The organism is Saccharopolyspora spinosa NRRL 18395, assembly GCF_000194155.1.
Lineage (GTDB): Bacteria > Actinomycetota > Actinomycetes > Mycobacteriales > Pseudonocardiaceae > Saccharopolyspora > Saccharopolyspora spinosa.
In genome coordinates, this window is the sequence record NZ_GL877879.1 from 1160480 (window position 1) to 1174110 (window position 13631).

10 protein-coding genes are annotated in these 13631 nt (G+C 65.7%); all 10 read right to left on the reverse strand.

Annotated features, from left to right (window positions below):
* Positions 1 to 36 precede the first annotated feature (36 nt).
* Positions 37 to 567, reverse strand: coding sequence for a suppressor of fused domain protein (locus SSPN_RS0124400; protein WP_010310144.1), 531 nt, complete (start codon positions 565 to 567; stop codon positions 37 to 39).
* A complete protein-coding gene (locus SSPN_RS0124405; protein WP_010310145.1) occupies positions 564 to 971 on the reverse strand; it encodes an ankyrin repeat domain-containing protein in 408 nt (135 codons plus the stop codon). The genes SSPN_RS0124400 and SSPN_RS0124405 overlap by 4 nt, the downstream gene beginning before the upstream one ends.
* Positions 972 to 1001: 30 nt before the next feature.
* Positions 1002 to 2303 (reverse strand): putative T7SS-secreted protein, encoded by a 1302-nt coding sequence (locus tag SSPN_RS49235; RefSeq protein WP_010310147.1) that lies wholly within the window; start codon positions 2301 to 2303, stop codon positions 1002 to 1004.
* Entirely contained in the window at positions 2300 to 2641 is a 342-nt protein-coding gene (locus tag SSPN_RS0124415) for a hypothetical protein (RefSeq protein WP_010310149.1), read from the reverse strand. Before SSPN_RS0124415 ends, SSPN_RS49235 begins: the two co-directional genes overlap by 4 nt.
* Before the next feature lie 28 nt (positions 2642 to 2669).
* Complete coding sequence (locus SSPN_RS57005) at positions 2670 to 2945, reverse strand: SseB family protein (protein ID WP_158309637.1); 276 nt, start codon at positions 2943 to 2945, stop codon at positions 2670 to 2672.
* Positions 2946 to 3474: 529 nt separating this feature from the next.
* On the reverse strand, positions 3475 to 3792 hold the full coding sequence (locus tag SSPN_RS0124425) for a putative T7SS-secreted protein (RefSeq protein WP_010310154.1): 318 nt from the start codon (positions 3790 to 3792) through the stop codon (positions 3475 to 3477).
* 50 nt (positions 3793 to 3842) lie between these two features.
* Entirely contained in the window at positions 3843 to 5141 is a 1299-nt protein-coding gene (locus SSPN_RS45535) for a DUF2399 domain-containing protein (protein WP_044574895.1), read from the reverse strand.
* Positions 5141 to 10525, reverse strand: a complete 5385-nt coding sequence (locus SSPN_RS0124435) for an SbcC/MukB-like Walker B domain-containing protein (protein WP_010310160.1) — start codon at positions 10523 to 10525, stop codon at positions 5141 to 5143. Before SSPN_RS0124435 ends, SSPN_RS45535 begins: the two co-directional genes overlap by 1 nt.
* Positions 10518 to 11840, reverse strand: a complete 1323-nt coding sequence (locus SSPN_RS45545; RefSeq protein WP_010310163.1) for a DUF2398 family protein — start codon at positions 11838 to 11840, stop codon at positions 10518 to 10520. The genes SSPN_RS0124435 and SSPN_RS45545 overlap by 8 nt, the downstream gene beginning before the upstream one ends.
* Entirely contained in the window at positions 11840 to 13627 is a 1788-nt protein-coding gene (locus SSPN_RS0124445; RefSeq protein ID WP_337466352.1) for a DUF2397 family protein, read from the reverse strand. The genes SSPN_RS45545 and SSPN_RS0124445 overlap by 1 nt, the downstream gene beginning before the upstream one ends.
* Positions 13628 to 13631: the final 4 nt, after the last annotated feature.

Here is a 13631-nt window from a genome sequence, read left to right on the forward strand (position 1 = left end):
ACCGGCAGAACTACCCCAGACACGCTTACTGAAGGGCTAGGTCGGAGCTCGGGTGACATCCAGCAAGGGCGGGTCGGCTTGTTCAAGCGAGGCTTCGAGTGCGTCGAGGCCGGATGATTGGGCCCGGGCGACTTCGATGCCAGTGAGCGGGATCAGGGTGATGATTTGGGTCTGGATGGTGCCGTGGTCGTCGCGGATGGCGTTGAAGGGCTCGTCGAGGTAGGGGTGGCTGGTGGCCAGCAAGCCGGTGATCTGAGTGCCTGCGAGGATCGGCTGCTGTGCGGGAATGAGCTGCGGGGCAACAGGACCGTGATCGGCTTTAATGATCATGTCGAGCATAGTGGTCACGAGATGGGCGGCGGCGCCATCTTGGCCATGTTCGACCGAGCACACCAGCTCTTGCGGTTTCAACGCCGCGACATCGAGGGTGGAGAGTCCGTGGGTGGCGAAGGAGACGAACTCGGGGCGTTCGTAGCGCCACAGTTGGACACCACGTTGCAGGGTTTCGGCCTGTGTGCCCTGGCCGAGGAAGCGGCCAAGGTGTTCGGGGATCCGCGGGTCGGTCATGGTTGCAGGATCTCACTGAGCTCGGCGGGGAACTTGCGCTGACCTTGAGCCTTCTCGGCCGGGGTGAACCCGGTGGCATCGCGGGCGGTCTTGTCCGCGCCACGGTTCACGAGAAGGGTGATCATGACGCCGGCGGGGCTTTGCTTCCACCGCTCGACAGCCAAATTGAGCGGGGTGAGTTCTCGTTTCCCGCGGGCGTCGATATCGGCGCCGGCGTCCAGGAGCACGGCCGCGACGTCGACGGCGCCGTTGTCGACCGCGAAGTGCAGGGGGGTGTAGTTCGAGCGGTGGTCGGCGAGGTTGACGTCGACACCGGCGGCCAGGCGCTCACGCGCCAACTCGACGTTGTTGTCGCGTGCGGCGTAGTGCAGTTCGTCGCGGCCTTCACGGTCCAGCTCGGTCACGTCGCTCCCTCCATCAGTGCGGACGCTACCTCATCGGGGTTGTTCGTAGCGGTGACTTCGGTTGGCTGATCGTTCCTCGACTTGATATCTGCTCGGGTCGTTTTGGTCTTCAATGACCTTCTCCCGTGTGTAGCCGCCTGCTTCGGCTTCCTGCTTGTAGCGCCACCACTCGTGGCCTTCGCGGTGGCCGAAGTCGTAGGTGCCCTTTTCCGGGATGGTCATGCCGTTCGGGTCCGGTTTTCCGGTGTCGGGGTCGATCTTGATCTGGTTGCCGTCAGACCCTCGTTCGGCTGGGATGATCTTTCCGGACGACTCGCAGATGAAATCACCGTCGGGGGTTCTGGGCGCGTCGTCGATGATCTCTCGCTTGGTTCCTTCACGGAGTTTGACGCGGTTGCGGATCGGTTCATACACCCGGCGCGGCGGCGGCTCCTGAGCCTTGTCCGGCGTGGTGTCACCCTCCGGGCCGTCGCCGTCGTGGTCACTACGTTTCAACAGGGTCTTGGCGACCTTGCCGACGCCGAATGTCGCCGCGGACAACATGACCTCGCCGGTGATCTTGCCCAATGCCCGGTCCCCACGGCCGTTGGCCCAGTCATCCCACGCGACGGCGTCCTTGAAGGTTTGCACGGGGTGGGTGAGGTTGTGGGCCATCGCGGCGACCGTCCCGGAGGGGTCGGTGAACACACTGGCCAGGCTGTCGCCGAGTCCTTCGACGCTGCTCCAGATCCCGCCGTAGAAGTTCGCATCGGCCTGTTTCTGCGAATCCTGCGGCGCGAGGACGGCTTCGGCCCGCAGCGCTTGCGCCGTGCGATCGCCGACCTCGCCCAGTTGCTGGCGTGCTCGCTGGAGCAGGTCGCGGGCGGCTTGGCGTTTGGCTTCGCCGGGGTCACTGAACACCGGAGGTGCCACCACCGCGGGATCGCCCTGGCTCGCATTGGACTGGGTCTGGGCTTGGGCTACGGCTTGCTCATGGGCGGCGTGGGCTTGCTGTGTCGCGGCCTGACCTTCATTCCACAGGTGGATGGCCTCGCCGGCCTGGCCTTGCGCCCAGAACAGGCAGTCCGCGAAATCTTCGAGCGCTTGCCGTCCGATGTCCAGCGAGTCACCGGCGTTCTGCCACCTCGGGACGTCGGTCTGGTGGGCTTCGTGGAAGCGGGCGGAGGCTTCCCCAGTCCAGGCGCCGGTGTCGATGCGCTTAAGCGCCTCCCCTGCCCCGATGGCGTCCTCGGAGCGGAGGCCCAAATGGCGGGCTTTGTCGACGATGGCCTCGGGGTCGCCCGGCACGAGCGCCTTCGGGTCCTGCGTCTGGCCAAGCTCGGCCGCCGTCACGGGTGCCCCCTCGGCTCGAAATTCGGTGGATCAACCGCGTCGACCGCCGGATCCTCGACGTGGCGGGCGGCTTGCTCGTCGATCTCGCGATAGGTCTGGGCGGCTTTGATGAGTTTGCCGCCCATCGAGCGGCAGCGATCTCCCAAGGCGTCCAGGCCGACGCTCCACTTGCCGCAAAACTCGCTCATGCCCGCGTGAACAGCGCCGTGGCCATACAGCTCGGCCCCGCCAGCGAGATCCTTGAGCTCTTGGTTGTCTTGATCCTCAACGATCTCGTGCATCCGCTGCGCGGCAGCCTCGAGCACGTCGATCTCGACGTGGAACCCTTTCCCGTCCACAGCACAATTCCCCAGTCCGCTTGAGTCCTCAGTTGCCGCCGTGAACGTAGCCGGTTCGGCCTGCCGGGTTCGCCGCCTTCTCGCCCACCCGCGCTGATCCTCGGCGCTGTGCGACGCGCGCCCATGCCTGGTCGATCTGCTGGGCTGATGCCATGCGCGTCAGCACGGGGAAGCGATGCTCATCGGCGGGGTCGAGCATGACACCGACCCCCTCGGGTACGAGGTCAAGAAAGTCCGCTCCCGTGGTGGCCAGGTAGTCGCATTCCCCCGCGTGGGCGGCCAGCCGTTCCCACTGCGAGAACACCACCGTCCACCGGCCCGGTTCGCGACACCGGTCACGAACACACCCGGTCGCGGTGTGCGCTGGGCATACACGACGGCCTCGTCGAATGCCGCGTAAACCTCCTGCACCGAGCGTCGACCTGCGTAAGCCTCGCGCGCGAGCCGCACCAACTCGGACTCCTCCAGCGAGTGATCTGTCAGCAGCGCAGTCTCCCCGGTAGCGTCGGCGCGCACGTCCGCCGCAGCAGACCTCGCGGCCGGATGGCCGTTGCTCACCACCACGCACCTCCTCGTGATCATGCGCACGGCCATATTAAGAGAGCGATTGTGGGGCTTCAGCCACTCCCCACGGGTTCACCCTTTCAGCCCAACTCGTCCTCACCTCACCGAAGCAAGAGCAACTCGCGTTTGCTAGCGCGGCCTCTGCATCGATACGGACCCAGTGATCGGCGCCGTAGCAGTAGTAGGGGTGCCAGTTCGCTTGATCGCCGGAACTTCCCAACTCCTGCAGCCCCCTGAACCGCGCCGCGCACGGCGCGAGCTAGGACTGATCACTGGCACACCGCTGTTGACACGCTCGCACGGCCAACACCCTGCTGTTGGGCTTCGCCAGGATCGGTGAACAGAATCACCGGTGTGCCGTGCGGCGCTTGCCGCACAGCCTGGTCGTGCTCCGCGGTGGCTTGGCGGGTGGCGGCTTGCCCTTCGTTCCACAGCCGGATCGCCTCGGCTACCTGACTCTGCGCCCACATCAACGTGAAGATGTAGCCGTCCAGTGCCTTGCTCGCCGTGCGGAAGCAGTCTCCGGCCTCCAGCCAACTTCTTCGGCTCCCCGTCGAACATGTACCGGAACTGATCGGCGGCTTCACCTAATGGTGGTGTCGATGCGCTGGAGGCCTGCTCCGGCCTCGCGTCATGATCAGGCGTTCTTGGGAAGCTCAAACGGGTCATCCGGGTCGGGGCCGAGGAGGCGGTCGAGGACGACGGGGTGTTCTTGGAAGACGACCCAGCGCGGTCGGTCTGCGCTGGCGATACTCTGCGGGTCTGTTGTGGACGGTGTCTCCGGTGGCAGGGGTACGAGAGACGGTCCGTTGAGCTCTGGCACGGCTGGTGGTTGGTTCGTAAGCGGGCCTGAGTGCGTGGCTGTGTGCAGGGTTTCAGCATCCATGTGCCAAGGTTGTGCGCCGTACCGGTTTCGTACGGTGTCGGCGATGGTGATTCCTGCGTGATCGAGATCGCCTGAGTAGCGCATCATGACCTGTTGGTCGCGAGCAAGTCCGAGGAGAACGTGGTCGACCGCGGTCAGGGTTCCGGCAGTGCACACAATCGGACACATGACGCCCCGGGTAAATGCCTCTTCAACAACGGAGGTGTTTTCGACGACGAGCCAGGCAGCAGTGCTGAACGTCGGCGGATAGGCGATAAGGTCATGCAGCGTCACATGAACGGGGCGGCGGTCGATCTGGGCCAGCCGTAGTGCTCGATCGGTGGGCCCGTTACCGGTCGCGTTGATGTTGAAGGTGAGCACGGTTTGGGACAGGCGATCGGCGATCACTCCGACCCGTGCCAGTGCGGCTCGGTCGGCCGCTGGTGTGTCAGGCAGCGGCACTTCGAGCAGGTCTGCAGCGAGCAGGACGAGTTTCGCGCCGTTTCTGGTGTCGTCGAGGTCGAAGTAATGAGGGTTGCCGGCGCACGCGAGTGACAGGCGCGCGAGTGGGACAGGACGCGGCAGAGGAAGCAGGTGTCGAGCGCGCCCCAAGGCGTCGATCAATTTGCGAAGTTCGTCGGCTTTGTCATCGCTGACGCCGGCCGCTCGAAGCCGGGCGAGCAGGCGTGGGGTATCGGCGAGCAACGCCGTCGCGTGCGCCCAGATATCGTCGCGGAGTAGGGCTGCGTTGCGACGTTGACCGGCGAGATCTGGATAGCCGCCGGTAGCTTGCTTGACGAGAAGCGGCAGATCGTGGGGAGTCACCCGCAGTGCCTGCAGAAGTGCTGGTACTGGAACGATGGTCCTATTGTCCCGGGTATGCAGCCGTATCTTGCGACGGCGGGCTTTCTGCGTGGTATGGGTAAGCCAGCTGATCAGCATAGCCCGCCCGGCGCGGGACAACCTAGGCGTGACCTGCTGGATGCATGCTGGGTCGTGGCCTTGGGCAAGGCGTTCTGCGATCGCTTTCCACAGTGGCGCGATATCTGGGTCGGTAAGATCGTCGGACATCAGATTTCTCCGGCGGGCCCGTCGAAGGGGTGGGGCGGTGGAGCATCTGGCGGCGGCGTACTGCTGCCGGAGTGGTGGGAGTGGTGTCCACCACCGACGGCGATGCGGGCCGTGACGGGTGTTCCTGCGCCTCGCCAGATACACGGGATGCTGTAGCGCAGCCCGTCTCCCCGTTTGCTGATCTTGTGGAGTCCTGCTGATCCCGTTTCGGCCACCAGAAGCGGACGCATAGAGGGCAGGGTTGCGAGGACGTCGAAGTCCCAGGCTCGCAGGAGCGCGATGACTTTGCGGAGGTTGGGTGGGTCGAAGGTCGCATCGAGTTCGTCGATGAAGATCATGTGTGGGCCTTGGTAGCCCTCGATGGAGTAGAAGGCGCGGATGGCGGCGAGCATGGGCAACATGGTTGCCAGCCGCTTTTCTCCAGCAGAGAGGGCATCCAGAGGGTTGTGCCGTGGTGTGACGGTACGGAACACCTCGCCTGCGTCGTGGGGGCCGGCGAACTCAGCGTGGGTCAGACGAATTTCCCACTCGTACCAGTTTCGGTAGTCGAAGACCTCCTGGACTCGCGCAGTCCAGGAGGGCTCCTGGCTGCCTTCGTCGAGCTTCCGGATGAAGAAGTCATACATCCGATCGAAGGCGCCCTCGAGGTCTGGCTTGCGGATGAGGGAGATGGCTTCGTGGGCGGCTGGATCCTCACGGGGTTTCCAGGCGAGCTTGATGCCGACGCGGGCGACGCCGGTGCGCACCGTGCTCAGTGTTGTCTGGATGTCCTCGACGATCTGCTCGGCGAGGGCGATCTTGAGGTTGATGTGCTTACGCAGGTCGGTAAACACCGTGCCTTTGATCTCGGTGTGGACTTGTTCGTTGAAGTCCGTTTGCAGCGTCTGAATTGATCGGTTGAGGTCTTCGAGGACTGTGCGCAGTGATTGGGTGCTGGTGTCGCTGGGCGCGAGGTCTGCAGCGGCCTGGCTTTGCTCGGTCAAGGTGACCCGCTTCCATGCCGCCTGGGGTACGTCCTCCAACTCGATGTGCCGGCCGAACTGGAAAAGGCGGTCGCGCACGTTGCGGACGCGGGTGTCCAGTTCCCGCAAGACGTGGTCTGCCGCGCTCTGCGCACGTGGGACGCACTCGTCCCAGTCGACATCATGGAGGTTGCGGAGCTGGATGATCCGGTGAGCGGTGTCCAATCCGGACTCGAGATGCGGTGGCCGCCGTAGCGTTTCTGCGCCGGTGATTTCCACAGCTAAGTGATGATCGAAGACCTCCTGCAGCGCCGTGAGCGAATCGGCTCGGGTCCGAACTGCTTGGTCACGGCGCTGTTGGACTCCGGCCAGTTGAGTGGTGATCCGTGTGGCCTCGATGTCCGCGCGGTGTGCTGTAGCCCGTTGCGCGTCGAGGTCGGTAGAGACCTCGGTGCCTTCTCTGCGGCGTTGTCCAAGTTCGTCTACGAGTGCTTGGTAGGAACGTCCGTGTTGTCGCAATTCCTCGGTGTATCGGTGCCGGGCGGTTTGCGCATCGTCACGAGTACGCGTTGCCCAGCTTCGAGCTTGTTGGGCGCGGTGTTGTGCTTCATCGGCGGCGCGTCGGTGATGTGCGGCAGTGTCAATGAGCAGGTGTGTCCGGGTCGCGGCGTGCGCCCAGTCGGCCACGCAGTCTCGCAGGGCCGAGACCTGGTGGCGGTAGTGAGAAAGCTCCGCTGAATCGGTGGGGAGCATCCTCCCGTCCGGAGTTCGTACGGTCTTGTTCAACCGTTCTAGGGCGCCCCGGACAGCAGCTTCATCTCGTTGTGCCTGTGTTGCCAGTGATGCCACGGCGTCGGCTGCGTTCTCAGCGGTGTGCGTGGCTTCCTGGGCACGCTCGCGGGTCTGTCGAACGACAGCGAGATCGGGTAGCTCGTGATACTCAGCGCGCGCCTCGGTCGCAGCTTGCTGTGCGTCGGCGGCAGCGGCCACGGCGGCATTCCGGCGCTGTTCCAGTTCGTTGGCACGTTGCGCGTTGTCGCACGCGTGGTGGGCTGCTGCGGTGGCCGCCCGGCTGGTGGAGGCTGCCTGCGCTACCAGGTCGGGAAGGTCGGTGCAGATCCCGATCGCGCTGTGGACGGCATCCGATTCAGGCGGGAGGAAGGCATCCGCGTACGCGTCGCGGGCCAGCGAGTGGGCTTCGTGCGCACTGGCAGTGGTGTGCTCGGCGAGAGTCTGAGCCGCTCGGACCTCCTCTCGCAGTCGGTGGGCGGTGACTCGACGTTCGGTGGCCTCGTGTCGGTGCTGGAGTAGCAGCGTGGAATCGGGCAGGCTCGCAGCTTCCTGCTGAGCACGATCCAGGGCGTCCTGGGTCTGCTGGGCCCGGTTGGCTGCCTCGGTTCGGGCTGCTTCCACCTGGTCACGCTGGGCGCTGAGCTGCGCGAGTTGTTGCTGGCGGGTGCGTTCCCGAGCAGTCGGGCCGATGTGTCGTGGCGTCCAGCCTTCTGGCCTGGATGCCTTGAGCAGCCCGGAACGCATCGTCCCGCCCAATTCGAAGACCACGGGTGCTTCCCAGTCATCGACGCTGTCGGCGACGCGGATCGAGGCGAGCAGGGCGTGGACTTGCGGGGCCGGGATGGCGCTGCGCGGGTCCGGCACGAGCAGGTTCGCCAGAGTCGGGCCGGACAGTGGTTCACCCGGGACAAGGTGTAGATCACCGTCGGTGAGCTGTCCATCGCTGGAGACCCACGCATCGAGCAGGCCGGCGGTAAGTAAGGCTCCCTCGAGCTTTCCAGCCTGGTCGGGCGGCAGTCCCTCGGCGAAGTCGACGAGAGCCCACAGGGGCGCGCCGGGTCGATTCGTCCGATCAGCGCGCCATGACGGGCTCTCGGGAGCGGGATCGCCCTGTTCAACCTCGGTGACCTTCGCGTCCAGCCGGCGGCATTGGGCGGCGAGTTCAGCGGCTTCGGTTTCCGCGGCGGTCCGTGCGGCGGTCAGGGTAATCGCAGCCTGGCGGTGGGCAGTAGCGACACCCACAATCAGGCTGTTCGGATCCGCCTGGCATGGATCGTCCAGTATGGACAGTGGTAGCTGGGTGGAGTCGACGACCTGCAGGTCGTCGATCCAGGTGCGGACGTCGTGAGCCCAGGTGTCGGCGGCTGTGGTCGCTTTGTGGTCGGCGGTTGTGGCAGCTCGCTCTGCTTGCGCTGCCTTCCGCTCTGCTTCCTCGGCCCTCGCCTGGTCTCGATTCGCCTGGGCCTGAACGCGTTCCCACTCCTCGAGCAGCCTGGCAGCGTGCTGCAGTGCGCGGCGACGTTCGAATAGCTGTGTGCGCGCGTTGGTTTCGGCGTTACTGATGTCCTCGATGACGGCATTGAGCTGGTCGGGGTCGTAGTCGATCGCGTGCTCGGCGACCTTGCGCGCGACGGCGATGAGATCGGCCAGCGATGGCGGGGCTTCCGGCAGTTGTGCAGCGAGGCCGGCGAGGGGCTCGGCCGCGCTGCCAGCGGAGCGGGCAGTGTCGGCGGCGTTGGTCCGGGCTTGGTCGGCTTCGGTGCGGGCGTAGGTTGCCGCGTCGGTGGCGACGGCCGCTCGCGACTCAGCGCCGGGGACATCCAGTGCCTGGAGTGTGTGGTCCAGAGCGTCGCGTGCCCAGTGCTCGATCGCGTCGATGCCCAACGGCTGCGAGGTAAGTAGTTTCACGGGTGGCGCTGGCAGGTGCCGGAACCCGGCGACGATGGTGGACAGCTGGTCGAGCAGATCTTGCTCGGCTGTGCGGCATTGCTCGGCAGCTTGTGTTGCCTCCGTTTCGGCGTCATCGGCAGTGTTTTGGGCCTCGGTGAGGCGGCCCTGCGTGGCCTCACGCGCGTCGCGTGCGGAACGGAGGTCGGAAATCGCCAGGTTGATGGCCTCGACTGCCCTCGCTCGTTCATCGGCCCACTCGTGGAAGGCGTGCTTGGCTTCAGCGACACGGTCATCGAGGTCCGCGGGCGGCACCGTCGGCTCTTCTTCCACAAGTGGCCCAGACACGGTGGCCAACTGGTGATGGAATGCCGCTGCATGGAGTTCGTCGGCGTCGCGGTGGATCTGATCGAGTAGCGAGCGGAGATGGGCGGCAGCGGCAGTGGCCAAGCTGTAGTGTTCGCCGGCGGCCTCGCTGGTTGCGCGGGCGGTGTGTTCGGCCTCTGTCGCTTGCTCCTCGGCGTGCTCGGCGATGGTCTCCAGATGGTCGGCGGTGCGCTCCAGGTGATCAAGCCCGGCGCCAGGGTGCTCGCTCAGGTTGGACCGCAGCGACTCGATGGTCTGATTGAGGTTCTCGATTCGGCGGGTCAGTTCTTGAGTCGTGGTTTCCGCTTCCTGCTTGATGCGCTCTTGGTCGGCCTGCTGTCTGTGAAGATCTTTCTCCTCACGTGCAATCCGCTCGCATTGGTCGTTGTTCTGGAGCAGTCGGGCGGAGATCAGCGCAGCGACTGCGCCCGCGTAGCGGCTATAGGCAGCGGCCACATGAGCGAGGGTCTCTTGCTGCTTGCGGGCATGCTGGAGGCGCCGGTCCAGTTGCTCGGCCTTCGTCAGCGCGTCGGCAAGGCGCTGTACCCGTGCGCCATCCAGGGCCGGCAGCGCGGAGGTCAGCGATGCGCGCATGTCGTCGGGGTTGATCTTGTCGTTGACGCTCACGCGGCGCAGTGCACGCAGCACGGTGGTCAGCGCGTTGAGCTGGTCGGGATCAAGGGGCTGATACAGCGTGCCACGGACCGCTTCTTCGAACTCGTCTTCACCGGTCACGACGGCCAGATGCTTCGATGCCACGCGCACCAAGCGTTCGTTCGAGGTGAACAACCGGCCCTCGTGTTCAGCCAGTTGCTGGGCGAGGTCCTCAAGATCAACGGGTGTGCCGTCGCGAACGAGGGCGAGGTTCTCGCCCACGCGCGCGGGGGCCAAAAACCACGCCCGTTCGACAACCTTGCGGTCGCTGCCACGGTTACGCAGCCACAACCCGACGGTCAGCCATCGGGTTGTGCGCTCCTGGGTGCTCGAGTCGACATCGGTGCGTCCTAGCTCTTTCCACCACAATCCGGTTTTGGGTGGTCCGGACTCCCAGTTGACGTGGCGGTCGCTCAGCGTGCCTGCTGCCCGTTCGCCCACCGATAGGCCTCGTCGGCTGACGTCGCCGTCGATCAGCGTGGGGCACCACGTTGTCCCCGTTAACGACTTGCCGGAGCCGTTTTCGCCGACTAGCGCCAGCCACCCGTCCTGGAAGAGAAACTGCTCGTCGGACCACAGCCACGAGTTGACGACGCCGGCCCGGGTCGGTTGCCAGCGGCCTTCAACTCCGGGACGAGGGTCGACGAGGAGCACGCCCTTGCTGCCGTTGAGCCGCCCCACAAAGGACGTCAGGTCAAGATTCGGCTCTGTGTGCTCAGCCATCACAGCATCCTTTGCCGTTGCCCGGATTTTCGTCTGCCGGATCAGGGTCGCTGTGCGGGTCGATGATCCGGAGGACCCACACGCGCACTGCCGGAGTGGGGGTCACGACGTCCGGGGTCATCCCGCTCGGGTGCACAACCCCGGCGTCGGTGAGGTGCTGGAGTGCTCGCTCCGCGAGTCGCTCGGCGCCGCGCGGGCTGCGGTACCGTCCCGCCCACCACGGGCGTCGATCGAGATGCACCCGCATGAGAGCAGTCACCTGGGCCTTGGTGACCGCAGCAGTGGGATCACCGCGGCGCGCCAGCTCGCTGAGCAGCAGCATCGCGGCTTGCTGTTCCTGGGACCGCCCGTGTGGGAAGTCGAGATCGGTCGTGGCCCCTGCGGGGTCGGCGACGATCCACCAGTCCCGGCGGACGGTGCAGCACAAGCCCGCCGCCGCGGCGGCATCGAGGGCGTATCGACCTCCGGCCGTCGAGGCGAGATAGCCGCCAGCTTCGCCGTCGGTTTCCGGGTCAGTACCGGGATCGTCGAGCACAGACCGGACGGCAACGTGACGGCGGCGCAGATCGTGCTGCCGGGTCGAGGCGTGCTCCGGCAGCGGCGCTTGGTCCGAGCACAACAGCGACACATGAGTGTCGGGCTGGTCGAGGTCAACCTCCAGCAGCCCCGGCGGGTGACAGGCCAGCAACGCGGCCAAGCGGTCCCGTCGCGCTGTGATCAGAAGGTCGGCGTGATCATCCTGCTCTGCCACATCCAGCGGGCGATCCACGGCGGCCACCCGCCATCTCTCCAGCAGACGGAGCGCGTCGACGAGCGCGGTGCGGTGGGTGTTGGCCCGGGCGTGCTCGCGGCCAGCCGGTGCCACAGGTTGGAACCTCGGGAGTCGACTGGTGTCAGCCTCGGTGGCACAGCTCTGCACGATCTCGAGCTGGAGATCGTTAAAGCCGGTCTCCGGGTGGCGCCACAGCTGCTCGCACACCAGGCACAGAAGTGTGAGCACCAGTGGTGACGCGGGCCGACGCGCGGACCTCTCCCGGCGAATCAGGCGCGGTGCCCTGTCCCGGGGCGGGTCGCGTCGTCGTTTGTAGAGCCGACACAGTCCATCAGCAGCGGAAGTTTCGACCTTCCACCCGGTGGCATCGCCAAACCAGCGGGTGACCTCTTCGCGGCGGTAGAGGGCGAGCCGGAACGTATCTGGATCACCCTCGATGGTCAACAGTGGCTCGCGCAGCAACGATGCGATGACTTGGCCACCGTCGCCATCGACCTGCTGACCACGAACGTCGCCGCCAGCCACGTCCACGTCGTCCCACATCAGGCCACCTCGCCCTCGGCCGCGGCGTCGTGATCCAACACAGTGACTTCGACCCGTAGGTCAGGGGCGGTCAACGTGCCTTCGGCCAGCCGAACGGCCACGGTTCGCCCCGGTTCGCCGACCCACAGGCGCAGCTGACACTGCAGCGTGAAGGCGCAACCACTGCCCACGCCGACGTCGAAGGCGGCTAGCGCTTCTTCCAGCAGGGTGGCAAGAACGGCTGTGTGGTCGGCATCCAGGCCTGTGAAGTAGGTCAGCGTGACCACGCCAGGGGTGACCAGGTTCGCTGAGAGGTCTGCCATGCGCGTCAGTTCGGCCATCGTGTCGGCTTCGGCCGCTTCTCGGTCCGCCGTGACGTCGGCGACCTTGCGTGGGCGGCCCGCCGCGTGGGCACCTCGCTCGGTTTCGTGCAGCGTCACTTGGACTGGGCAAGTGGCGCCAGCAGCAGTGGTCAGCGCGGGAGTGATGTCTTCGGTGTCCGGGCGGCGTGGGTGGTGAGCGGGCCACATACCGAAGGCTGCTGCGAACACCTGATGGGCCCCCGCTTCCGACGTCTGCGCGTGCAGCATGCGGGCGACCTGCCGGAAGTCGGCGCCGAGGTCAGTACCGCGGGTGGTGGCGTAGAAGCGTCGCTCGATCGCGCCGAGCAGGGTTTGGATCGCCCCCGCCGCCGAATCGATCAGTCGGTCGATCGAGCCACGGGGCCGAAACCACACGTCAAGAGCATCGAGGTGCTGGCGCTGTTCGTCGAGCCACGCCTGCTGCCCGCTCGCATCGATCAACCCCGCGCTGGCAACAGCACGCTCGACCACCACCTCGTAGCCAACCTCGTGCAATTCCACAAGGGCACGCCGCACCCGGGTCAACGACCGCTCGGTGTGCTTGGTGAACTGCCGCAGCGCAACCAAGATACGTTCACGACTCGCGGTGAACATCGCGTCATCTGTCACGTCGTGTTGGATGAGGGCAGCGACGGCTTCGTAGAAGTCGCCTGTGGCCGATTGCAACTGCTCAAGGTGCCCGCGCACCTGCGCAAGATCGGTCGCCAGCAGCTCCGCATTGCCGTCCAAGTGAGCCCGGAGTCTGCGCACGGTGTCCTCGACCGAGTCGACAAGCCGGGGCGGCAGCTGCAACGAACGATCAATATTCGTCATCGCGTCATGGACCGCGCCCACTACCACGCGCCCCTGCTTGGTCAGGGTCCAGGCTTCCTGGCGGCGCACACCTTCGCCGAGGCTGGCGACGGGAGCGGTGTAGTCGCGAAAAACCTTGACCAACTCCGACCGTGCCAGGTGATCAAGCACATCCCGCAGGTCCTCAGTGGTGAGCGGATCGTCATAACCCACGTCCGACAACAACGTCCGAACGTCAGCCATAGTCGCTGTCGGTGTTCGCGTGCTGGCTACCAGCAGGGCGCCGAGAACCGCCGCATATCGTTCGCGCACGGAATCCGCGGGCTCGGCAGCAAAGCGCCACAGCCGGGGTTCGATCCTCTTCCACCACGTCGCCGCCATCCGCCTGACCTCTCCAAGATGATCACACAATATGTGATCGCAGCCACAATCGCCCGATCGTGGCACCCCGTACGGGTCCGTGCATGGCAGGTGTGGCGCCGGTGTCTGGAGTGCGACACACGTGCAGAAGTGAAGGAATGGACCTCGGCTCGTGGGCCAACGCGCACCGGCCAGTGCTACCGGGGCTCGGAACGGCACGAGAGGCTTGCAGTGCCCGTGCGCCAGCCAGGTCACAACAGTGCCTGTTGCAGGTAAGCGCGGCGATCTACCCATAGGC

What these genes read in the sequence shown, in the direction of transcription:
- SSPN_RS0124400 (WP_010310144.1), bottom strand. Translation starts at nt 567, where the DNA reads ATGACCGACCCGCGGATCCCCGAACACCTTGGCCGCTTCCTCGGCCAG.
- SSPN_RS45535 (WP_044574895.1), bottom strand. Translation starts at nt 5,141, where the DNA reads ATGTCCGACGATCTTACCGACCCAGATATCGCGCCACTGTGGAAAGCG.
- SSPN_RS0124435 (WP_010310160.1), bottom strand. Translation starts at nt 10,525, where the DNA reads ATGGCTGAGCACACAGAGCCGAATCTTGACCTGACGTCCTTTGTGGGG.
- SSPN_RS45545 (WP_010310163.1), bottom strand. Translation starts at nt 11,840, where the DNA reads ATGTGGGACGACGTGGACGTGGCTGGCGGCGACGTTCGTGGTCAGCAG.
- SSPN_RS0124445 (WP_337466352.1), bottom strand. Translation starts at nt 13,627, where the DNA reads ATGGGTAGATCGCCGCGCTTACCTGCAACAGGCACTGTTGTGACCTGG.